Origin of the sequence: Parabacteroides sp. HGS0025, assembly GCF_000969845.1 — a bacterium.
Classification (GTDB): domain Bacteria; phylum Bacteroidota; class Bacteroidia; order Bacteroidales; family Tannerellaceae; genus Parabacteroides; species Parabacteroides gordonii.
The window spans coordinates 81642-104714 of sequence record NZ_KQ033902.1 but is presented as its reverse complement, the minus strand read 5'-3'; the positions used below and the strand labels follow the sequence as shown (position 1 = coordinate 104714).

Here is a 23073-nt window from a genome sequence, read left to right as displayed (position 1 = left end):
ATATTACTCTTCGCCGTACTCCAGTTTAATCAAACCGAACAGGGCGTAATTTATCATATCCATATAGTTGGCATCCACACCTTCCGAGACGATCGTCTTACCGCCGTGGCTTTCGATCTGCTTCGTGCGATAGATCTTCATCAGGATCAGGTCGGTATAAGAGCTGATACGCATACTGCGCCAGGCTTCATCGTAATCATGGTTCTTGGCATACATCAACTCTTTGGTCTCCGTTATGTACTTATCGTACAATGCCAACGCTTCCTCGTTTGTCATATCGGTCGTATCCGAAAAGCCCTTAGCCAGCTGGATCAGTCCGATCACCCCATAATTAACGATGGCGACAAATTCGGGACGTATCCCTTCATCCACCATGCTCACCCCTTTTATCTCGAGGCTGCGGATACGGTTTGCCTTAATAAATATCTGGTCGGTCAACGACTGCGGACGCATGATCCGCCACGAGGGACCGTAATCTTTCAACTTCTTTTCGAACAACTCCCGGCATTGGGAGATCACTTTCTCAAACTGTTCTTTCGTATCAGCCATATCCTACATTTATTATGCCGCAAAGATAGTAAAAAAACAACAAAGGCACAGATGTATGATTTCATCCGTGCCTTTCCTTTATCTTAAAAATAACTTATTTACAACGGATGGAACGACCTAATTTTAACACGGTTGTTTTAGATATTCCGTTCATTTCGCACAACTTGCTTACGGTTGTTCCGTATCTGGCTGCTAATGCACCTAACGTATCGCCGCTTTTGATGCGATGATAAACAGGATCGGCCGTCTGGGTAGCAGAGGCATTACCTGTCAGTGAGGCAACCGGGGTCGCAGCTTCTACAGTAGTTGTTTTTGTAGTCTTAGCCGCTGTTGTCGTAGCCTTTGCGGTAGCTTGCTTTGCTTCCGGTTTAGCTGCTACGCTGGCACTTCTGCCTGCACTGCAACGGATAGACTGCCCCAGGCGGAGCATAGAAGTACTCTTGATGCCATTCAAACGGCAAAGTTCGTTCACTGTCGTTCCGTACATACGGGCGATCTTACCTAATGTATCTCCGGATTTCACACGGTGATAAACCATCTGGTCGCTTGAGGAAGTATAGATATTACTCTTGCGTCCGTTAATCTTTATATTATGAAATACATAAGTATCCTGGTGGGGAACTCCGTTTTCGAAGTCAATAATGTCGGCCGGGTTAAGAGCCTGTCCCAGAAAGCGGGTTTCAAAGTGAAGATGAGAGCCGGTCGAACGTCCGGTATTTCCACCTAATGCGATCGGATCGCCTGCACGTACAATATCATTTACATCGACAAGTGATTTGGATAAATGCCCGTAAACTGTTTCCAGTCCGTTCGGATGGCGAACTACCAGATAATTTCCATATCCGCGACGTTCGAAGTTACGGATACGTACCTTTCCGTCAAATGCTGCACGGATCGTATCGCCTACCTGAACTTTCAGGTCGATACCCTTATGCATACGACGACGGCGGGGGCCATATTTGGAGGTAACTTTAATCTGACTGTCTATAGGAAGAGTAAAAGCGGAACAATCGATTGCACAGGAGTCCGGCATCTCGATCTTTGAACCGCCACGGAAAGGATCCACCCAACGGGTATCCCAGTTAGAACCGTATAATTCATCTGCCGGGAACAGTAAATCTTCTTTTGCTGCAAGTGATTCATCCACTCTTGCATTAATTTCTGCCAACTCTTTCAGTCCCATATCTTTCCGGATCGTTACGCGGTCAGCCATCAGTTCCGATACGCGCTTATCCATCTTTACGATATGGATTGTCTGCTTTGGTGTCTCTTTTCCTTCCGGATCCTTAGCTGATACAGCCGATACCATCAGGGAGGTACAGCAAACAAAAAGTAGTGTTCTTATCTTCATTTTTATCATTTTTCGAAATAGAATACAGGGGTAAAATAAGTCGTGAAACAGACCCTATTTTTTTACAAATCGACCAAAGTTCGTTATTTTGAGTAAGTTGACAAAATTCAATCCGGAAAAATTTCCGCAATGAAAGTGAAGATATTCAAAAGCGCTCAGCATTCACATTGAAATACAACCGTTTTAAAAGAAACATGTTTCACAACATATCAACTAATCATACTCCAATTTATCTTCCTGGAAAAGAGCGTTTTTAACCTTTCGTTCAAAATCCGGTTAGGTTCGGACAACAAATCCGGGTCTTTGTCCAAAACTTCCAACGCGATATCCCGTGCATATTGGAGGATCTGCCCATCGGCTGCCAGATTGGCTATTTTGAGGTCGAGCCCTTCACCGCTTTGCTGGGTTCCTTCCAGGTCTCCATGACCGCGAAGACGCAAATCGGCTTCGGCTATTTCAAAGCCGTTATTACTGTTCACCATAATTTCCAGCCGCTTACGCGTGTCGTTGCTTAATTTATAGGAAGAGACCAGAATACAATAGGACTGTTCCGCACCACGTCCGACACGTCCGCGCAACTGATGCAATTGCGATAGTCCGAAACGTTCGGCACTCTCGATCACCATGACGGAGGCATTCGGCACATTCACACCGACTTCGATCACAGTCGTCGCCATCAGGATATGGGCTTCGCCCGATATGAATTTCTGCATTTCCGCATCCTTGTCCGCAGCTTTCATCTTTCCATGAACCATACAGACCTTATACTCCGGAAAGACTTCCTTAAAAGTTTCGAAGCCATCTTCCAGGCTCTTATAATCGAGCTTTTCGCTTCCTTCGATCAAAGGATAGACCACATAGATCTGGCGGCCCAGCCCGATCTCCTTCCGCAGGAAATCATACAATTGGGCTTTCTTGTTGTCGTAGCGATGCATTGTCTGGATCGGCTTACGACCGGGGGGCAACTCATCAATGACGGAGACATCCAGGTCGCCGTATAGCGTCATGGCCAATGTCCGGGGAATAGGCGTCGCCGTCATCACCAGCACATGGGGAACAATGGCATTCTTTTTCCATAAACGCGAACGTTGTTCGACTCCAAAACGGTGTTGTTCGTCGATGATAGCCAGTCCCAGCGAAGAAAAAACGACTGTCTCCTCTATCAGGGCATGCGTTCCTATGACGATCTGGATTTCTCCGTTGGCAATAGCCGGAAGTATCGCATTCCGTTCTTTCTTTTTCGTAGAACCGGTCAATAAGGCGACACGGATATCCATATCCTTCAGAAATGCCATGACCGTAGCATAATGCTGGGTAGCCAATATTTCAGTCGGCGCCATCATACAGGCCTGGCAATGGTTATCGACAGCCAGCAACATAGAGAGCAATGCGACCAATGTTTTCCCGCTTCCCACATCTCCCTGCAACAAGCGGTTCATCTGCCGTCCGCTTCCCATATCGGCACGGATTTCTTTTACTACCCGCTTTTGTGCCCCAGTCAGTTCGAAAGGCAGGTAATCTTTATAGAAGGTATTGAAATAATTCCCCACGGTAGGAAAGACTATTCCTTTCAGCTTCAGTTTCCGGAGACTGGCAGTACGGAGGATATTTAATTGTATAAAGAAAAGTTCGTCAAACTTCAAACGTACCTGTGCCTGTTTGAGTTTCTCAGCCGATTCGGGAAAATGAATATTCCGGATCGCCTCTTTCAACGGCATCATCCGGATACGCGACAACACATCCGGGGGAAGTGTCTCGGGTAACTCCCAGTTCAACGCACTTAATAAGGTGTATTGCAGATTTTGTATCGCCTTCGAATGAAGGAACGATTTCTTCATCTTCTCCGAAGTATTATAGAAAGGGGTCAGCCCGGCCGCCACCTGCCCTTCCTGGTCTACCGGATCGATATCAGGATGGGGGATATTATAGATATGCCCGAATTCGGTGGGTTTACCGAAAACGATATACTCTGTACCAGTCTTATATTTATCCGTCACATAATTCAGCCCCTTGAACCAGACCAGATCGATCGTCCCCGTTCCATCCGTAAACTTAGCCACCAGACGACGGGTTCGTCCCTCGCCCACCGTATCATAATACAGGATACGCCCTTTCAATTGAATATAAGGCATATTTCCCGTAATCTCGGCCACCTTATAGAAACGGCTACGGTCAATATATTTATACGGAAAATAAAACAACAAATCTTCATACGAAGATATTCCGGCTTCTTTCCGTAATATCTCCGCTTTCTTCGGGCCTACACCCGGCAGATACATGAGGGATCGTTTGTCGAGATCAAGCATAGCTGTCTATTTGGACAGCGAATTTATTATTTTTATGGTCACAATGCAAATTTATAGCCGATAGAGAAATGCAGACGGGCACAATTTTGATTGATAAAGTTTTGAAGCCAGGAAACGCCGACATAATATTTATGATATTCGATACCACCTTCTACTGCTGTTCCTAGATTTAGAGGAGAAGCAAATCCGATAAAAGGCCCTGCATTCAAACGAACTTTCAAAGTATTATTTACAGGTATCCGAAAAGAGGCATACAGAGGGATATCCAAGCCAAAATTCCAATCGCCGGTTTTCTTATAAGTACCACTAACGGTATTAATCAAAGCCCCCGGTTGAATATAAAACAGATCCGACATCTTAAAAGACGCCATTGCCCCCAAATGAAGCCCCCATACATCCGAATAACTGGCTCCAATACGAGGTTCCAACTCGATCCCTTTTGCATTCCCAGCAGTACACAACAAAATCATCAACACCGACAGCAACAATACTTTTTTCATAACCTTTCTATATTAAATAAATAACAACACTTCAGTTAAAACGAAGTGTTGTTATTTTTATTATAATCAAATTCTCACAAAGGTAAGATTTTAAACGTCTCGCTACTAGAATCGCACTGATTATAAATGGAATTTATAGCCGACATACACTCTAAACAGGATATGCACCACCATTCAAATGAGATTAACTTTCTTATTTAGCGAAATATAATAAAGTTATAATGAGAATTTATAACCTACACCCAAAGAGATCAGATGATCTTTATTACGATCTCTCCGATTCAAATTGGTTTCGTAGTTCATCTTTACCAACCAGTGATTAACTTCCAATGAAAGCATCGTTGAAAGACCAACTTCGAAACGATTATTAAGGCTAGCCTCATATTCCGTAAAAGAGAACTCCTCTTTTTTCATATCATATTCCTGGAGATTTATTTTATGTTTACCTGCTATATTCCAAGCTACATAAGGACCTACACCCAAAGAAAGACTTGAGTTTTGCGCAAACTTCCAAGTATATGTAGCTAAAAGTGGTAATTGCATATAACATCTTCGAATACTAGACTCCCCAATACTAAACTTCTCAATATCTGCTATTTCCACTTTATCATACATAGGTCTATCCAAGTCAAAAACCAGGAAGTCATTGTTTTTTAGCCACATACTCCCACTACTTCCAGTTTCCTTTTTCTGATAAAAATACAAACCAGAACTTAGTCCCCAACCTTTGATATTAGAAAACGAATAATCCACCCCTACTCCTATACGAGGTGAACTTGTTGCTTTCCTATATTCTGTCTTAAACATCGACACTCCCACTTCTGGTGTTATACGAAACTGGGCGCTCATCGTCACTGTCGTTAACAACAGCGCAAATAACAATAATACATCTCTTTTCATAGAACAAATTTATGAATAAAAAGGAGGTGTCAAAATTCCTCCTCAATTATATATCATTTCAGATCATTAGTTGACAAACTAAAACTAGCCTTATAATGCTGATCTTTAGCAGTATCGTTTTTATAAAAATCATAATATGCCGTTATTTGACAACTATGAAAATAATCCAGTGCTGTAAGTGGATAAAGAGCCGGATTAGATGCTTTTTTCACATTTTCAAATCTTGGGATAAATATATTCGGCATTTGTCCACCGTCATTTATAATAACCTGTGCATAACCTGTTCCCCAAAGCATTTCATCATCAAATGTATTTCCCCAAATACCTATTTTCTTTTTCTGAGCTCTTCCAGTCATATACATATTTAAATATGCATACCTATTATCTCGAGATAAACTAAATTCAAACTTCACATGCTCTCTTCTTTTACTCGACACTTTGACCAAAACTGATCTTGACTCATCATTACCCTGATGCACTGCATCATCATAGTTAATATCTTTTGTTGATGCCATTGTAGTAGACGGTACAACATTAAAACGAACAGTATGTTTAAAACGAATATCCTGATATTTTTCCGGATTAGACTCCACGTCAGATAAAGTGATTTGGGAATTCTCCGGTATTTGATAAATATAATCATCAATTACTTTATAAAGAGTGTCACCTATTATAAGTAGACCTTTATCTGAATATAAAGTTTTTCTAACATCATCAAGTCCACCTTTCTCTTCCAATTCTTCTTCGCTATCATCTATAACCTCCACTGAATTCTTCGTATTAAAATCTTTAGTAAGTAAAGATTTATAGCCCAGACTTTCATTCCATTGTATTAACTCATCTGAATTTAATTGATACAATTCTTTGAATACATCAAAATACGAATCATAATCAGGAAAAACAAGAATGTCATTTTCAATTGTCATAACCTCTGCTGAGCGGGTTTTCAATTGACCTGGCATGTTTTCAATAGTCACATCTTCATTACTACAACCCGTAAACAAGAGTAATGACAGCCCCCAAATAGATAATTTTTTTTTCATTTTCAAATTGTTAATTGTTAATAATATAATTAATACCGTATTATAATCTCAAATATTACTCAACACAAAAATATCCCTTAAGTATATGTTCTTTATTAGTAATAATAAGAAGATAATCTCCTTTTTCCAATTCCAAAAGAAAAGTACCATTACTTCCATCAATTACTGAACTGAATATCACATTACCGGAAATATCTTCTATTAATATATCCAATGTTCCCAAGTCTTCTGAAATCTCAAACTCTAATATCCGTTCATCGATATACGCTTCGATTAGAGGGAATATAGAACGAGAGCGATCATCTAAACAAATCTTCTCTCTTTTTGCAAAACCAGCCACTGTTACACATAACAACGCCGTGATGAATAAAAGTTTTTTCATTATTCTAATTGTTTTATTTCCGACAGCAAAGGTATGGAGTCTATGAACGAAGGAGCAAATTTTAAACAGCAAATACATGTACAGCGAGCCCATTCCACAAAGCACGATAACTAACAGATTATCAAACAATAAATACCCCCTGTACATATAATTATATATGTACAGGGGGTATTTCACCCATCCCGAAGTAATACTTAAAGCCCGAAAATGACTTCTTCCAAGGTTGTTTCTGTATTTTCCAAATTTCCCTTTATTCGGATCCTATAACGCTTACGATCAACAGATGTTGGTTGTATATTTAAGAATACAGCCAACTGCTGATTATTCAAACCTAATTTCAGTAAACAACAAAAACGCTTTTCCGTCTCAGTCAAACCAAGAAATTTCTTTTGCAAACCATCCATAAAAAACGGATAAGCCATTCGTAATAACTCATACAATGCCAGCCATTCCTGATCCGTCAACAGATTCTTTTTAGCGTCCTCTATCGATTGGGCATTTTGAATCATTTTTTTATATACCTCCGAATTCTCCAATATACCCTTTCGGATACCTGATATTTTTTCACTTAACCCCTGCACTGCATATTCTTTCTCCTGCAATACATTATTTATTTCCATTTGTTTATTTCTCAACTTCTCATTTTTTTTAGTAAGACTATATTTATACTTAGCAATAAGAATAACAAATATCAAAAACACCAAAATACTACAAATGAAATATCGATAATATCCCAAATCTAATTTCGTATTTTCATTCAATATCTCTGCATATTCATATCGCTTCTCTGCTTTTAGAACATCTGTTTTAGCCTGTAATTCAGCAACGGAATCAGCAAAATGGTTAAAACGTTCATAATAGTCTAACGACAAAGAATAATTACCCAACTCTTTTTCCAGCACATACGATTCGTATAATATACCACCGGTCAGTGGGCGATCAGTCGTTCTATGCAAAATAGCCATTTCTATATATTCACGTGCTTTAGCGTATTCTCCTTTTTCTGTATACAAATCAGCCAATGCCAAATAAGTCGGTGCACTGCCTGCTTCATCATAAGCAATCGATTTAAACAGATAATCTTCTGCCAACGAATAGTTCTTCATTTCTTTATAATTATTCCCCAACCGATTTGTCAAAGAACTCAACAATAAAGAATCATTCATAGGCAAAGCCTGTTGATAAGCTTTCTGAAAATATTTCGAGGCCTCTTCATATTCTTCTTTTAACATATAAAGCCTTCCAATATTCCGAATCGAATAAATATATTTTACGCTATCATTTCCCTGTAGGTAAGATTTACCACTCAGTAAAAGAAAACGTTCTGCCTCATCATAATTATCATCAAAATCATGTAATTCAGCAATCTTATTATACAATTTCCCCACCAACAAATATTTTTTCGCTTTTTTCGCTATCTCCACCGCTTGTAAATACGATTTCATCGCCCATTCGAAATCTGTTTCCTCTTCATAAGACATCCCCAAATACAACAAACAATTCATCTTTTCATCCGGAGAGCCATGCTTTTCAAAATACGCATTAGTCCGTTCCATCTGCGGGACAAACGGCATATCTTCACCCAACTGTTCAGACAATCGGGCATAAATCAAACAGAAATGAGCAAAGGCCTTATCATTCAGCACATCCGGATTCGTAATGCTCTCCAAAAGAACGAAAGCACTATCCGGTTTTTCGGACATAATCAGTTCTTCTGCTTCTTTTATCTTTAAGCGGGCTTCGCTGTCTTTATTACAACCAAAGAACAGACAGGAAAGAAGGAATAGTAATACGGCGTTTTTCATAATTAATACTTGTGTGTCGTTTGGAGTGCAAAATACAAATAAAAATAATAAGTATGTAAATTATGAGAGGGGATTCTCTGAAAGATTATTGACTGTTAATGCCCATTCTAAATTATCTACTGAAGAAATTAAACTTTCCTGCCGATCTATTTTGGATTAGTCGCCGTACTAATTTAAATTAGTACGGCGACTAATCAACGGTTGATAGCCATCAGCCGAATGGCCGATAACTGTCAGCCGTATGGTTGATAATTATCGACCGTATGGCTGACAATTATCAGCCATTAATTTGAATAGGAGATTATTTAAAGTAGAATGGGATAAGCCCCTGATAACTAAGGTCTATTTCGAGAGAGGAAAGATATACAAATTCCCTGTATTTACAAATACATTCAACCATTTTTTTTCTTGAGCGGAAGCCGGGGAAACAGCTTTCTGAAACGGATCAGATAAGTCGTGACATTGCTTCCGGCAATAATGAGCGTGACGGCCAGAATGATCATCACAATGCCACAACCCAGCCGGGGTGTCAGCACTTCGCCGAAGATGGTAACACCGAAAAAGACAGCTGTCAAAGGCTCGAGAGCACCGAGTATGGCTGTCGGAGTAGAACCGATATATTGTATGGCCTGCGTGGTACACAGAAAGGATATGGCAGTGGGAAAGATAGCCAAAGCGACCAGGTTACCCCACAGATACCAGTCATTGGCTATATGCAGGCTCCGCCCGAAATCCACACGGATCAGAAAAAGCGACACACCGAAAAGCAAAACGTAAAAGGTCAGCTTAAGAGTCGCTATATCTTTCAACCTCGGACGGTTCACGCCTACGATATAAATAGCGTAGCTGAGTGCCGATCCCATGACCAGAAGGACACCCACCGTATTGAGTGTCGCACCGCTACCGGTTTGATAAAGCAACCCTATACCTCCTAATGCGAGCATTATGCAAAGGACGGTTTGCAAGGTCAATTTCTCCTTAAAAAGCAGCGACATGATCAGCGCGACCATGATCGGATAGACAAACAACAAGGTCGATGCAATGCCGGCTTCCATGTAATTATAACTTTGGAACAAAGCAAGCGAAGAGAAAGCTACCAGAAATCCCAGGACAACCAACGGCACCAAATCTCTCCGGCATAGCTTAAAATTCCGGCCTCTCGCCTTCAACATAATACCCAGCACCGGAATGGCAAACAGGTATCTGAAAAACAAAACAGAGTCAGGATCCATCCCCGCTTTATAAAGAGGAAGAGCAAAAAGAGGATTCATACCATAAGTGGCAGCCGCTATGGCTCCCAGCATGTATCCTTTCACCTTTGCATTCATATAAGTAGATATTTGCTGATTAATATATCGATAATGGGCGGCAAATGTAGAATGTACTTTTTACATACACAACACCATTAAACGATATTTTCAGAAAAACATCTTGGCAACAATTTATACTTTTCCTTCTTTTAAAAGAATCAGTCCTTCTGCTTCATTTTTCTTTAAGCGATTTCACATCTGTCTTCTCCTTTAACAGCACTTAGACAAGCGCCAAAAGCGGCCTCCTCCTGATACAAAGAAAAAGATAACTTGCATCCGAATAATTCTTCAAATGCCTGACATAGGAGCGGATTTCTCTTAAGGGCATTTCCCGAACCAACGATAACATCTTTCCCATGACGGATATTCTCCGGTAGCCTTTGATAAAAATCATGCAGTTCACGACTGATACCTTTCAGAAAACCCAATATCAAATTTTCCGGAGTAAAATTAGAAAGAGATATATTTTCAATATGACCACGTTTCCACGGAGCAAAACGGGGTCCGTCAAATAGAGTTTCAACAATGGGAAGATCACAAACGTCTTCTTTATAGGAAACAGAAGTCATCACCCGGTAAAGATCCAAACCGCCGGCCTGGAGTTGTTCATCTGATAATGCCGGTAGAAAAGCCCGCAGAGTCTGTTCAAAAAAGTTTTTCAACATAACAAATGCCTGACCGCCACAAAGAGCGGCTCCCACCAATATATATCCACCGCCGGGGAAGGGCCTTGTATCCAGTTCCGGTATTTTTATAAACTTATCGGAGTAGACAGAGATCTGGCTGCTTGTCCCTACGGTTATATGAATAGAATGATGGATATCCTTTACCGATCCGAGGAAAGCGGCCTGGTTATCTCCTATCGCTGAATATACAGGTATCTGCCGCTTATTATAACCACAGCAAGTGGCAGATTCCGACAATTCCGGTAAAATAGAAAGATCGATCCCCACTTTTTCCAGAGCGGCATGATCAAAACACAGGTTTTTCGTATCGAAAAAGCCGATGCTTGCGCCATTCGAGTAATCAGTAAGAGGCGTTTTCTGTCCGGATAACTTCATGACGACATAGTCCATGATCGTACAGATCCGTTTCGCATTGTCGGGAACCAGCCCATTTACCTGGTTATAGAAATGCGTTACCAGACCGAAACCTGTTGCCAGCGCATAGCCTGTTTCTTCCGACAAATAAGCAGCATAGGTCTTATTCTCACGATATAACTGATTTCCTCTTCCATCTTGCCAGGTATAAAGCGGACTGACCGCTTCGCCTTGTTCATTCAAATAAAGTATTCCATGCATTTGCCCCGTAACACCAATTCCTTTAATATCCGGGTAACGGGAAGAGAAATCCTCCATTATTTCTTCCACAATCTCGATGATTCTGTCCGGAGATTGGGTTTTCTCCCAAAGAACCTCCGAGACAATCACTGAGTCGTTGGCGATTGTGAGCGATTCTATTTTGTTCTTTTTCAGATCATAAGCTACACTGCTGATAGAACTGGTTCCGATGTCTATTCCAATAAAGCACATATTTTATTTCTTTAATTACTAATCATTAAATGTATATTCAGGAAAATCCTATCTTTAAATTTTATTATAGAATTTTAGGACACAGCGAATTAACAGCAAAGTTACGTATTTTAGCATGAATGTTCGTCCAATATCTATATTTCGACAGGATTATATCTTTTCATGTATAGATTTAAACTTCAACATAAGAAATACAAGGTAAGCCACACAAACCGTCAACACAACGACAGCTCCGACCTGGCCACCGAGATTATCGGAAGCAAGCCCCATCAGCAATGGGAAAACAGCACCTCCGGCTATTCCCATGATCATCAATCCGGAAATCTCATTGTTGCGTGCCGGCTTATACATTAAGGCACGTGAGAAGATGATCGGAAATACATTCGAGTTTCCTAAGCCGATAAATGCCACACATATATAAATTGTCATCGCATTAAAGCTGAAGTAAAGGCCAAGAATACCTAAAAGCATCAGACAGACGCTAATGATAAAGAAATTCCTGGAAGAGAACCTGGCCAGGATGAAAGTACCTGCAAAACATCCGCAAGTACGGAACAGGAAATATAAACTGGTTGCATAACCAGCTTCAGCCAGCTCCATACCGGTACGTTCAATCAATAGTTTCGGAGCTGTAATATTCACTCCTACATCGATCCCAACATGAACCAATATACCCAAAAACAGGATCAGAATGATGAGATCCCCCAACATTCCGATACACTCTTTAAAAGAGGAAGGCTTACCTTCGATGGCATGTTCTTTGATTTCGGTAAAGTAAAGGTAAAAGACAGCAATCAGGGTGATAACAGCAAAGAGCGGGAAAAGCAGTTTCCAATTGCCATAATGAATCAATGCCTGAGCTGCAATAATCGGAGCAGCAAAAGAAGCTATAGCTTTTACGAATTGTCCCAATGTCAGGAAGCTGGGTAGTTTATTCCCGCTTACGATATTGGTTAGTAAAGGGTTTAATGATACTTGCATCAATGTATTCCCCAGTCCGAGAAGAGAAAAACATAACAGCATGGAAACGCTGCTGTAAGCGATAAAAGGAACACATAAAGCAACAAAGGTGACTATCAGGCTCAGCAGCACCGTCTTTTTCCGGCCGATTTTATTCATAAGTATTCCTGTAGGAACAGAAAAGACCAGGAACCACAGAAAGACCATCACCGAAAAGGCATTGGCTGCCGTATCGGAAAGGTCAAAATCACTCTTCACATAATTCGTAGCTATCCCGATAAGATCTATAAAACCCATCGTAAAGAAGACCAGCATCACCGGGATAATTCTTGCTATCACATTTTCATTTTTCATGGTATTTGTTTATTTATTTGTTTTCTTTTCAATACTTATCAAAGAGGCTTCTTTCAGATTAATATGCCCTGACTCCGTATAACAATCAATCGATTCTATAGCCTCATCCGTAAAACAGAGAGAGGTCATAGCGACTTTATTGTCTCCTGCAAACCATTCAGCCGAGCCCCGATCGACAAGAAGGTACCACTCATCGGCTGGAGGATTTACCCGGTAAGCGGCCCCTAACTGGCTTGTATAATCTTCCGAAAAAGAAATATCCGACAATCGGGAACGATCCACATAGTAGTAATTCATCTCAGCCCGATAAGCAAAGGTTATTTCTCCGCCGGAAGCTGTTCTCAAACGAATGCCATATTCACGGGGATGCCACATCGCATAACGGTCGGATGCATCGAAAACCAAATGAATAACGAAAGGATATCGGGAGACTGATTTTTTATTGAAAATAGTTTGAATACCTGCTATTTCCGTATTCTCGATTTTCCGTGTCTTGCCGTATAAACCGGTCAGTTCACGCACCGGCTTTGAGCAAAGCGTATAATTGTTACCTTCATAAGTCAATGTCAATTCACGGGGGAACGTTATGCTTCCACGCTTCCCGGTTTGTGGTGTCAGATTTGCATATAACCAACAATTCATCCAACCGACCATGACAGTACGGTCATCCGGCAGGTTATTACATAAGATGCCGCCATAATTATCTTTCCCATAATCGACCCAGAGCTCTTTCGATTGTGTCATATGAAAACCGGAGTTATTGAAATCGCCAATAAAATAGCGTGTGCCCGGTGCCCCATCCGACACTCCTTCGTTTACATTGATAAATAATACCCACTTCGTATCATTCGAGCCCTCTATCTTCAGCGGGCTAAGCGTTGAGTTTTCCCAACTTCCCGTTATCTCCATCTCCCCGCCGAACTCATTCAGGCTTTTCCAGTGGATAGCATCCGGCGAAAAATAAAACCGGATTGTACGCCCTGTAGAAACAGTCATTACCCATGCATCTATTTGTTTATTCCAGCAGACATTGGGGTAACGCTTATTATCGGAACCATCTTCCCACTCCATAGCAATATCCGTCCAGGTCATCCCTTCGTCTCTGCTGTATGCCGTTCCAACCGAATAGGGAGAGGAATTGCTGTCTGTACCTTGTTTCGGTTTATAACGGGTGTAGTAGGCGATAAAAACCGGGTGATCCGCAGTGCCTAATCCGGAAGTATTATCCTTGTCGACAATGACACTGCCGGAATAAACCTGGCCGTTCTCATCTGCGGCTATTGCGACCGGGCATTCCTCCCAACGGATCAGGTCTGTACTGACGGCATGTCCCCAACTGATATTCCCTGAAACGACATCCGACGGGTTACATTGATAAAACAGATGGTATTTTCCGTTATGATACACCAAACCGGCCGGTTCTCCCGTCCAGTTCTGTTCCTGTGAAAAATGTATCTCCTCACCGCCAGGAACGTTTCCCTCTCCGCAAGAGGACAGAAGTCCGGTTATTATTCCTATAATCAAAAAAGCAAACTGTTTCATTTTACTATTACATTAAATGTGCCAGGCGATTTTAAAATTGCAGAAAGGAGCCATACTCAGGAAACTGAGCACAGCCCCTACAATCACCGGGTATATTACCATCCGGTATTCTGCTTGTATAATCCTTTCACATAACTGATCTGTACCTGAGGGATCGGGAAATATTCATCCCGGTTCTTTGTAAACTTCGCATCCTTCAAATAAGAACGGCGTGTCTTCTCCACTTCGAAATATTCGTTCATGTATTCTGCGGCAATACCCCAGCGTACAAGATCGAAGAACCATTTACCCTCTGTCGAGAATTCAAGGTGACGTTCCCAGCGAAGAGCCTGCATCGCAAAGTCTTTTGTCCATGCCGGACAATTCACTCCCGGTCGATAAGGTTGAACATCAAACTTACCGGTAGGAGTTCCATCTTCAAACTTCAATCTGCCTGTACTTGCAGCAGCACGCATACGGATCTGATTGATCAGGTTTAGAGCCTCGTCCATTCCTTCTCCTAATTGAATCAGCGCTTCCGCTCTCCACAGCATCACTTCATCCAAACGAAGCACATCCCAGTTCAAGCCTGCTCCCATAAACGGGTTGGTCTTTTTAAAGCAATCGCATGTCGGTAAAACAAGTAGTTTCTGACTCATGGAATAACCATAAACCTCGGGCGTACGTGTCCAATTCTCCTGCATCACATAAGAAGGTTCGTATTTCCAGGGCATCCCCGGAACACAAGCCGTATGCATTAAACGTGGATCCATCGGTATCTTTGCAAAAGCTTCTTTATTATCCAGTGTTTCACCATTGTTGAACTTTTCGAAATCGGGCACTCCGTTCACTGTTTTATACCGGTTCATCATATTCACAGACGGTTGCAGGAATCCGCAACAGCCATAGTCCGAATTAACGGGAGACACCAACCAGGAATTCAATCGTCCCTGAGGAGTATCTGCTGTATATTGGATTGCCCATATAGACTCGGGGCCATTTTCGAACTCACACAAGAAGTTTTCCGCAAAATCAGATGCCAAACTCTTACCGGAGTTATCTATGATATCTTTACACAGACTTGCTACTTCCGTTAGTTTCTCACGATTAATATTCACTACATTGTGCTTATCATCCTGTTCATAAGCGGCAAAAATCAATACTTTCGCCAAATAAGCCTTTGCGGCGAATTTATTCGGGCGTCCTACTTCATCCTGTTTTTCAGGTAAAGTACTCACTCCGTAACGAAGATCCTCTATCAATTTACCCCAAAGTTCCTGATCGGTCAATTCATCGTTGCTTACTTTGTCATACATATCCTGTGGAGTATCCTCATCGATATAAGGGAAGAATTTGAAACATTGCTTCATGTACATGTAGATATGCGCCCGTAAGAAACGCAACTCTGCGATCCGCTGGTCTTTTAACGGGTATTCTTCCGGCGTCAAGGCTTTTACTCTTCTCAAAGCATCATGGATCCTGCCTATCGCTACATAATGAACCCACCAGAGGTTATCCAGGTCTCCCACATTGGTTGACTGCATATATGTGAATGTTTCCCAGCGGTTTCTTTCCGCATTGTCATTTGTACCGGAACCTCCTTTATACGCTTCCCCACCACGAACAGATCCTTCTTCATAGGGCATACCCATCTGTTTATTGAAATGGTTTTGTCCGCAAAAAGAATAAGCCGCATTCACCATCTGCTCAACTCTTTCAGGTGTATTTAAATCTTCATCGGATACAACTCCCTGTGGCTTCGTATCGAGCATGGAATCACATGAGGTACAGAAGAGTAGAGATAAACCGAAAATGGCTATTGTTATCGCTTTCATATTTCATTATATTTTAGAAGTTATTAAAAAGAAACATTTACCCCGAACGTCATAGAGAATGGTAACGGATAACCATTACCGGGAGTTTCAGGATCAAGGCCGGTATAGGCATTGTCACCCCAGGTTTTCTTCAAGGTGAGCACATTATCGGCTCTCAATGAAAGTCTCGCCCTGCTCATTCTCACTTTTGCCAGCACATTCTTGGGTATAGTATATCCTAATTCGATATTCCGGATTTTCATATAAGAACCACTTTCCACATAATAGGTAGAAAAACGTCCTTCGTCATTATAGTTATTAATTGACATCGCCGGGATGGTAGAACCGGTATTCGTCGGAGTCCAGGCATCCAACATACGTGTTCCGTAATTCTCACCGGAAGTACTTAATGCATAGATATCAGTCCATGACTTCCATCCGCTGACATCCAGTTTTTTTCCAAATACTCCATTGAAGAATACAGAGAAATCGAAGTTTTTCCAGTTTAAGGCAACGTTAACACCATATTCAAGGGCCGGATTCTGGTCGCCTAACCATGTTCTATCTTCACTATCGATCTTTCCGTCTTTATTGATATCCTTGTATCGAATACGGCCGGGAGCAGCACCTACCTGCGTAGCATGTGCATCGACTTCAGCTTGAGACTGGAAAAGTCCGTCAGCGATATAACCATACATAGAAGATTTGGGACGGCCAAGAATATTCTGGTCTGTACCGTTACCGGCAAAATTGTTTATTACTTCATCGGGAACATGGATTATTTTCTGCTTATTATGTGAGAATACTCCACTTACGTCAAAGCCTACATCACCAAATTTATCGGTATAGTTCAAGGTTAATTCAAACCCTTTGTTATCAATATCAGCACCATTCAACCACATCTGGGCTCCTTCACCTAAAGTAGCAACAGTACCCGGCTTCATCAGGATATCGGATGTCTTCTTTATATAGTAATCAAACGATCCGCCGAACTTAGAATCAAAGAAACCAAAATCCAATCCAAAGTTATGCTGTGCGGTTGTTTCCCATTTCAGGTTAGGATTGTCTCTTTGAGTCCTGCGAAAACCTGAAGGTAGATTATTTCCGCCTTGCCCTGTAAAGTCATAAGCCGTACCCCAGTTCCAATCTTCCGCATAATGGTCATAGAGAGCCTCGTACATCAGGTAAGCTGCATAATCATCTATACGTGAGTTACCGTTTTGTCCCCAACCGTAACGAAGTTTCAAAATAGAGAAATTGGATAATGCCTCTTTCAGGAATGCTTCATTATTCAGTACCCATCCCAATGAGAATGCAGGGAATGTTGCCCAACGGTTATTCGCTCCGAATACGGAAGAAGCATCGCGGCGGAGAGTAACAGAAGCGAGGTAACGGTTTCCATAATTATAGTTGAATTTACCAAACCAGGATATCAGCGTATTATAACTGGAAGAACCTCCGTTATCCCGGTCTTCTTCACCTGCACCCAATTGCATATAGTCCGGTGTTTCCAAAGCAAATACGCGTCTGCTTCCCCAGTGTTTCTGATAGCTATGGTCTACTGTTTCCTGTCCCAGCATAATATCGAAACCATGCTTATTTATATCAAAGACATACTGCAAAATATTACTGTTATTCCAGTCGAAATTATAGTCTGAAGTTTGAGTTACCTTATTTCGATTTTCGCTCATAAAACCGGAGCTATAAGTCAGATTCATTTCTCTTCTCCAGTAACCGACAAAATCGGCTCCAAAAGAAGAACGGAAAGTCAATCCCTTCAGTATTTCAATGCTGATAAAAGCATTACCGAATAAACGCAGGTTATCCTGATAGTTCTGGTCATTATCCTCAATTAAGCGGACAGGATTCTGACGGTCACTCATACCACCTATAGGGCCGCCCCAACCAATACCATCGACCGTATGAACAGGGACAATAGACATCAAGGATTTACAACCTCCCAGGTTGCCGTCCCCGACATTCGAACTAGTCCTCCATTTGGAAACAGTAAAATTCTCTCCGACTTTCACACGTCCGTCCAACCAACTGTAATCGGTATTTACACGGGCATTGAAACGATTAAAATAACTTCCTTTTATCGTACCTTTGTTATCGTAATAGTCAAGAGCGAAAAGAGCATTTCCGCTATCTGTACCGGACGATAAAGTGACATTATATTGCTGGATCTGTCCCGTACGTAAAATTTCTTTTTGCCAATCCGTATCAGCCGAACGCATAGTCTTTTCGACCGGATCCAGATACTCTCTCCAGGAAACATTGTCCAAAATCCAATTTCCGTTCGAATCCTGATGATCCTGGTATTGATACAAACCACCATAACCATTCACATATCCGATACCCACCTGGTTAGGATCAGCTTGCGAATTATCGTTTTTGATCGCCCAGTATTGAGCAATACCGCGCTGTTCGGTATTCATCAGTTCATAAGGCTTCTTACTGCTTGCCACTGTATAGGATGCCTTAAAATCGACTGTTGTTCCTTTCTTTCCTTTCCGGGTCGTAATAATAATAACCCCATTAGCTGCACGCGAACCATAGATAGAAGCAGAAGAAGCATCTTTCAACACCTGGATCGATTCAATATCCATCGAGGACAGTTCTTCCATGGAACGGGTTGTAGGCGTCCCGTCGATAATATACAACGGGTCGTTGTTGTTTAAAGTACCTTCTCCACGTATACGGATAGTTGCCTTGGAATCGGGAGATCCATTGGTAGAGATAGCCATACCGGCTACTTTTCCCTGAATGGCACGCATAGCATTACCTGCGATATTTGAACGAATCTGGTCGACCTTGACAACAGACACGGAACCGGTCAAATCAGCTTTGCGCTGGCTGGTATAACCTGTTACTACTACCTCATCCAAATTCTGTGCATCTTCTACCAATCTGATCGTTATGTCTTTCGCTGTCGAGATTGGGATTTCCTTCGTCTTATATCCGATAAAGCTCAAAACTAACGTGCCTTGGCTTCCGACATTTAATGAAAAATGTCCATTAGCATTCGTTATGGTGCCATTACGATCTCCATCTTTTTCAACAATAGAAACGCCGGGCATAGGCTCACCGGTCTCATCTAAAACAGTACCTGTCGCAACTATTTTCTGCTGATTGACAGTACCTACCTTATCCACGGCAGATGCATGTCCGGTAATAGCACACAGGGAAAACACAAGTGTCAGGTAACACATTGCTTTTTTCACACGAAATGTTGTTTGATTCATGAAATAGATTTTTAATTGTTATTAAACTTAAGGTGCTTTTTAATATTCGCCTTTTCACTTTGCTCTCAAAGTATTTATCATACTTTCCTAAATCAGATTCATCCACTATTCAAATTCTTCATATATATATAAATTTGTCACTCATTTACATTTACCAAACCTGGCTATTATTTCCCCTGACAGAAAAATATCCAATCAAAAACTCACCTTTTAAAGACAAAAGGGGCCCTGTCAACCGGATAATCCGGATGATTCACACATTATATTCAAATAAGTTTTCCGGGTCTAAAACCCTAATGGAAAGAAGTAGAAGTTTCTAATTTAAAACCATAAACACTAATTTTTAATTTCCTGAATTTGTATATCACGGATAACGGCATTACCGTTTTTCACATAGAAGAAGAGGTTTTTCCCCTTTTGCTCTGGCAAACGATTAAGCACACATCGTTTGTTATTTATAGACACATCAAAAAATTCTCCGTTCACAATCACATCAAGCAAGATAGGTTCATCCAACCCTTCTACACCATGAATGGATGTGTTATGCATTAAAACTGTTTGATTGTCCGGATTTAACTCCAAACGGTAACCATTCTTCCGACCGTCTGTTGCACGCAAAAACAAACCTAACTCTTCATAATTTCCTTTAGGTTCTATCTTCATCGAAATGCGGTAATTATCCGGAAGGTCAGGAAGAGAAGCTACGCCGATATCGCCCGAAGCATTCATTGTTATATTCCCATTGGATACGGAAACAATATTTGCAGGTGAAGATATTTGTATGGCAGGAGTCGCTATCGGGTGCATAGCCGGTAAAACTTCTTTTAAAAATTTGGTAGCCAAGGTTCCATCCGGCTCCTGATACACTTCCCTGAGTAAAATAGTACCACCCCAAATCCTATCCCCGTTATCTTTATCATCCTTACGGCAGGGAGAATAGGCCACTGCAATACGGCGTCCGTCTTTAAAACCGGCTGTTTTATAGACACTTCCAAAATATTCAATCAAGGCCTGTGATTCCGGATATATCCAGGGGCCATACGTATCTTTGGACATCAGATAATAGGTGTGGCCACCAATACTGTATAATAAATAATACCAATCGTTCCACTTAAAATAATCCGCGCATTCGGGAGTTCCGCGTTGTCCTTTCAACGGAGATTCCACTTCCTTCCAGTTTTTCAGGTCAGTTGAAGTAAGATGCACCAGATATCCTCCAAAACCGTCTAAAGAGGGCTCTTTCAAATTACCGGGAATGAACAAATGGAAAAGACCGTTTTCATCCTTAAAGACTTTCGGGTCTCTAAAATCGCGGCTTATACATTCTTCCGGAGCATAATAGAACGGATTGGGTTCCTGCTTTTGATAAGTATATCCGCCATCCGTACTTATTGCATAACTCAGTTGTTCATGTACTCTCTCGTTTTCCTTCACACGCGTTGCATAAAATGCATAGAATTTATCACCTTCCGCAATTACCGATCCTGTACAGATAGACTTTTCCCATTCCTCGTTTTCAATACCTAAAGCAACCGGATAGTGTTTCCAGTTTATCAAATCAGTTGTAGTGCTCAATGCCCACTGATGACCTCCCAAACCACCAAGACCTGCATGATGCCCTTCGTCCAACAGCCAGTACAAATAGAATGTTCCATTATGATAATAAGGCATACAATCACCGGAAAACAGATGTTCTTCTACCGGTTTAAAATATTGCATATGGGTAGTACGCTGAATGGCCGGATTATAATCTTTTACAACCTGTGCAAAAGAAGATATCGTAACTAATAGAAAAGTTGCTAAAAGTCCTTTTTTCATTTGAGTATGATTTAATTTTTATACATTAGTTATAAAGTAAATAACAAAGCAGTATGATAGTCATATTACATTTAGCTAACAAAACATCCCTTGTCTCCCGTTGCAAATATAGAGATCAGATCATAACAAACAAAGAACAATTTACATTTTAGCGTATTTTAATTTATCATATTTATTACATTTACTCTCATACACAATGCACATACGAGAGTAACCCAGAATATAAACCACTAGACAAACTTCAAAACAGAAAAGAATATAACAAGCTGTATATCAAAGCATAGACATCAATATACACTTAGAGATAAAATTTTATATCCTACAAATATTACATTCTTCAAATGTAAACATCGATACTCCCCACTTTAACATTTCGAGAAGAACAAGTTACATCTGTCAAGAATTATATTTTACATTACAAATGCATCCACAGAAAAAAACTTCACATTTGTCACTTATAAATGCAAACTATTTGCAAATAATAATTACATTTGCACATCACTTTAAAATTACCCTTATGGAATCTAAAATAAGCTACAAAGTTATTTACAATACATTAAAAGATCAAATACTCAAAGAAGCATTTCCTCCGGGGTCTATGTTGCCTACGGAACAGACGCTCGCTCAAAAATATTCTGTTTCCAGGCCAACCATCGCTAAAGTATATAATCAGTTACAGGAAGAAGGTTTTATAAAAAAAACGAAAGGGCTCGGTACAGTCGTTATATACCAATGTAAAAATACAACCTATACATTTGGCCTACTTCTACCCGGAGCAGGTGAGTCGGAAATATTCTCCATCATCAATGACCAGCTTTTGAAGCAATCCGAAATCGGAAGATTCAATTGTCTTTGGGAAGGTGCAACAGCAAGTAGCGCGGAAATTAGAAAAACGCTTATTGAAACGTGCTGTGAGAGTTACATAAATAAAAAGGTAGATGGCATTTTCTTTTCCCCACTGGAAAGAGTACCGGATGCATACAATTTGAATTTAAAAATCTGTGCCGCTATACGGGAAGCCAATATACCTTTGATACTTATTGACAGGGATATTCTGACTTTTCCCGAACGAAGTGAATTCGATGTGGTATGCCTGGATAACTTCAGTGCCGGTTGTATCATGGCAAAACATCTGATCGATCAGGGCTGCAATAAACTTCATTTTTTCTATCGTCCTGATTCGGCCAGTTCTGTAGACTTACGCCTTTCCGGTGTTCGTGAAACAGTCCTTAAACATCAGTATTCATTTACGGAGAATAATATTTTTTGTGGAAATCCGGAAGATCTGGACTTTGTCAGACAAATGGAGATCGTTCCCGGGAAAACAGGCATTGTATGTGCCAATGATTCCACTGCAGCAGTGCTCATGTCTTCCTTGGATGCTTTAGGCATCAAAATATCATCGGATATTCTGATGTGTGCGTATGATGACATGAAATATTCCAAGCATCTCAAACATTCATTGACATCTTACAGGCAACCATGTGTGGAGATTGCCAACATCAGCATCGAGTTATTGATGCGGAGATTAAAAGATAACAACCACATTCCCATTACAGCAAACCTGACAGGAGAAATAGTGATTCGTGAATCCAGTCAATTTCTCTAATATTATACAAATTACATTCTGATCCTTTTGATTTACATCAGGCATCAGAAATTACAAATTATTAATTCTAACAG

General features: G+C 40.9%; 16 protein-coding genes. 1 reads left to right on the top strand and 15 read right to left on the bottom strand.

Features of this window, described 5'->3' with window-relative positions; genetic code table 11:
* Nucleotides 1–3 precede the first annotated feature (3 nt).
* The 15 genes from HMPREF1212_RS00365 to HMPREF1212_RS00295 all read right to left on the bottom strand — a co-directional run bounded on the left by HMPREF1212_RS00365 (nt 4) and on the right by HMPREF1212_RS00295 (nt 21390).
* The gene (locus tag HMPREF1212_RS00365; protein ID WP_028728255.1) at nt 4–549 is read right to left on the bottom strand and encodes a DUF1599 domain-containing protein; all 546 of its coding nucleotides are present in this window, start codon (nt 547–549) and stop codon (nt 4–6) included.
* 94 nt (nt 550–643) lie between these two features.
* On the bottom strand, nt 644–1900 hold the full coding sequence (locus HMPREF1212_RS00360) for a M23 family metallopeptidase (RefSeq protein ID WP_046148027.1): 1257 nt from the start codon (nt 1898–1900) through the stop codon (nt 644–646).
* Nucleotides 1901–2109: 209 nt separating this feature from the next.
* Nucleotides 2110–4206 carry an ATP-dependent DNA helicase RecG gene (gene recG, locus HMPREF1212_RS00355; protein ID WP_046148026.1) on the bottom strand — a complete coding sequence of 699 codons (2097 nt, stop codon included), beginning with the start codon at nt 4204–4206 and terminating at the stop codon, nt 2110–2112.
* A 38-nt stretch (nt 4207–4244) separates the two neighbouring features.
* The gene (locus HMPREF1212_RS00350) at nt 4245–4706 is read right to left on the bottom strand and encodes a porin family protein (RefSeq protein WP_046148025.1); all 462 of its coding nucleotides are present in this window, start codon (nt 4704–4706) and stop codon (nt 4245–4247) included.
* A 216-nt stretch (nt 4707–4922) separates the two neighbouring features.
* Nucleotides 4923–5606, bottom strand: a complete 684-nt coding sequence (locus tag HMPREF1212_RS00345; protein ID WP_082099796.1) for an outer membrane beta-barrel protein — start codon at nt 5604–5606, stop codon at nt 4923–4925.
* A 53-nt stretch (nt 5607–5659) separates the two neighbouring features.
* Entirely contained in the window at nt 5660–6649 is a 990-nt protein-coding gene (locus HMPREF1212_RS00340) for a hypothetical protein (protein WP_046148023.1), read from the bottom strand.
* 55 nt (nt 6650–6704) lie between these two features.
* Nucleotides 6705–7031: a DUF3244 domain-containing protein gene (locus HMPREF1212_RS00335; RefSeq protein ID WP_046148022.1), complete on the bottom strand. Its 327-nt coding sequence runs from the start codon at nt 7029–7031 to the stop codon at nt 6705–6707.
* A gap of 194 nt (nt 7032–7225) precedes the next feature.
* On the bottom strand, nt 7226–8836 hold the full coding sequence (locus tag HMPREF1212_RS00330) for a tetratricopeptide repeat protein (RefSeq protein ID WP_046148021.1): 1611 nt from the start codon (nt 8834–8836) through the stop codon (nt 7226–7228).
* 392 nt (nt 8837–9228) lie between these two features.
* Entirely contained in the window at nt 9229–10164 is a 936-nt protein-coding gene (locus HMPREF1212_RS00325) for a DMT family transporter (protein ID WP_046148020.1), read from the bottom strand.
* A gap of 164 nt (nt 10165–10328) precedes the next feature.
* Nucleotides 10329–11678, bottom strand: a complete 1350-nt coding sequence (locus HMPREF1212_RS00320; protein WP_046148019.1) for a sedoheptulokinase — start codon at nt 11676–11678, stop codon at nt 10329–10331.
* A gap of 150 nt (nt 11679–11828) precedes the next feature.
* The gene (locus tag HMPREF1212_RS00315) at nt 11829–12992 is read right to left on the bottom strand and encodes an MFS transporter (RefSeq protein ID WP_046148018.1); all 1164 of its coding nucleotides are present in this window, start codon (nt 12990–12992) and stop codon (nt 11829–11831) included.
* 9 nt (nt 12993–13001) lie between these two features.
* On the bottom strand, nt 13002–14534 hold the full coding sequence (locus HMPREF1212_RS26225) for a glycoside hydrolase family 32 protein (protein WP_052349857.1): 1533 nt from the start codon (nt 14532–14534) through the stop codon (nt 13002–13004).
* 95 nt (nt 14535–14629) lie between these two features.
* Nucleotides 14630–16348, bottom strand: coding sequence for a RagB/SusD family nutrient uptake outer membrane protein (locus HMPREF1212_RS00305; protein WP_046148017.1), 1719 nt, complete (start codon nt 16346–16348; stop codon nt 14630–14632).
* Nucleotides 16349–16371: 23 nt separating this feature from the next.
* Nucleotides 16372–19572 carry a SusC/RagA family TonB-linked outer membrane protein gene (locus HMPREF1212_RS00300; protein WP_046148016.1) on the bottom strand — a complete coding sequence of 1067 codons (3201 nt, stop codon included), beginning with the start codon at nt 19570–19572 and terminating at the stop codon, nt 16372–16374.
* A gap of 336 nt (nt 19573–19908) precedes the next feature.
* Complete coding sequence (locus HMPREF1212_RS00295; protein ID WP_046148015.1) at nt 19909–21390, bottom strand: glycoside hydrolase family protein; 1482 nt, start codon at nt 21388–21390, stop codon at nt 19909–19911.
* Between the two features lie 517 nt (nt 21391–21907).
* Here HMPREF1212_RS00295 and HMPREF1212_RS00290 point away from each other — a divergent pair.
* Nucleotides 21908–22999 (top strand): GntR family transcriptional regulator, encoded by a 1092-nt coding sequence (locus HMPREF1212_RS00290; protein ID WP_028728239.1) that lies wholly within the window; start codon nt 21908–21910, stop codon nt 22997–22999.
* Nucleotides 23000–23073 lie beyond the last annotated feature (74 nt).

Excerpts from the sequence above, each read along its gene's own strand:
- HMPREF1212_RS00365 (WP_028728255.1), bottom strand. The coding sequence starts at position 549 with ATGGCTGATACGAAAGAACAGTTTGAGAAAGTGATCTCCCAATGCCGG.
- HMPREF1212_RS00360 (WP_046148027.1), bottom strand. The coding sequence starts at position 1,900 with ATGAAGATAAGAACACTACTTTTTGTTTGCTGTACCTCCCTGATGGTA.
- recG (WP_046148026.1), bottom strand. The coding sequence starts at position 4,206 with ATGCTTGATCTCGACAAACGATCCCTCATGTATCTGCCGGGTGTAGGC.
- HMPREF1212_RS00350 (WP_046148025.1), bottom strand. The coding sequence starts at position 4,706 with ATGAAAAAAGTATTGTTGCTGTCGGTGTTGATGATTTTGTTGTGTACT.
- HMPREF1212_RS00345 (WP_082099796.1), bottom strand. The coding sequence starts at position 5,606 with ATGAAAAGAGATGTATTATTGTTATTTGCGCTGTTGTTAACGACAGTG.
- HMPREF1212_RS00340 (WP_046148023.1), bottom strand. The coding sequence starts at position 6,649 with ATGAAAAAAAAATTATCTATTTGGGGGCTGTCATTACTCTTGTTTACG.
- HMPREF1212_RS00335 (WP_046148022.1), bottom strand. The coding sequence starts at position 7,031 with ATGAAAAAACTTTTATTCATCACGGCGTTGTTATGTGTAACAGTGGCT.
- HMPREF1212_RS00330 (WP_046148021.1), bottom strand. The coding sequence starts at position 8,836 with ATGAAAAACGCCGTATTACTATTCCTTCTTTCCTGTCTGTTCTTTGGT.
- HMPREF1212_RS00325 (WP_046148020.1), bottom strand. The coding sequence starts at position 10,164 with ATGAATGCAAAGGTGAAAGGATACATGCTGGGAGCCATAGCGGCTGCC.
- HMPREF1212_RS00320 (WP_046148019.1), bottom strand. The coding sequence starts at position 11,678 with ATGTGCTTTATTGGAATAGACATCGGAACCAGTTCTATCAGCAGTGTA.
- HMPREF1212_RS00315 (WP_046148018.1), bottom strand. The coding sequence starts at position 12,992 with ATGAAAAATGAAAATGTGATAGCAAGAATTATCCCGGTGATGCTGGTC.
- HMPREF1212_RS26225 (WP_052349857.1), bottom strand. The coding sequence starts at position 14,534 with ATGAAACAGTTTGCTTTTTTGATTATAGGAATAATAACCGGACTTCTG.
- HMPREF1212_RS00305 (WP_046148017.1), bottom strand. The coding sequence starts at position 16,348 with ATGAAAGCGATAACAATAGCCATTTTCGGTTTATCTCTACTCTTCTGT.
- HMPREF1212_RS00300 (WP_046148016.1), bottom strand. The coding sequence starts at position 19,572 with ATGAATCAAACAACATTTCGTGTGAAAAAAGCAATGTGTTACCTGACA.
- HMPREF1212_RS00295 (WP_046148015.1), bottom strand. The coding sequence starts at position 21,390 with ATGAAAAAAGGACTTTTAGCAACTTTTCTATTAGTTACGATATCTTCT.
- HMPREF1212_RS00290 (WP_028728239.1), top strand. The coding sequence starts at position 21,908 with ATGGAATCTAAAATAAGCTACAAAGTTATTTACAATACATTAAAAGAT.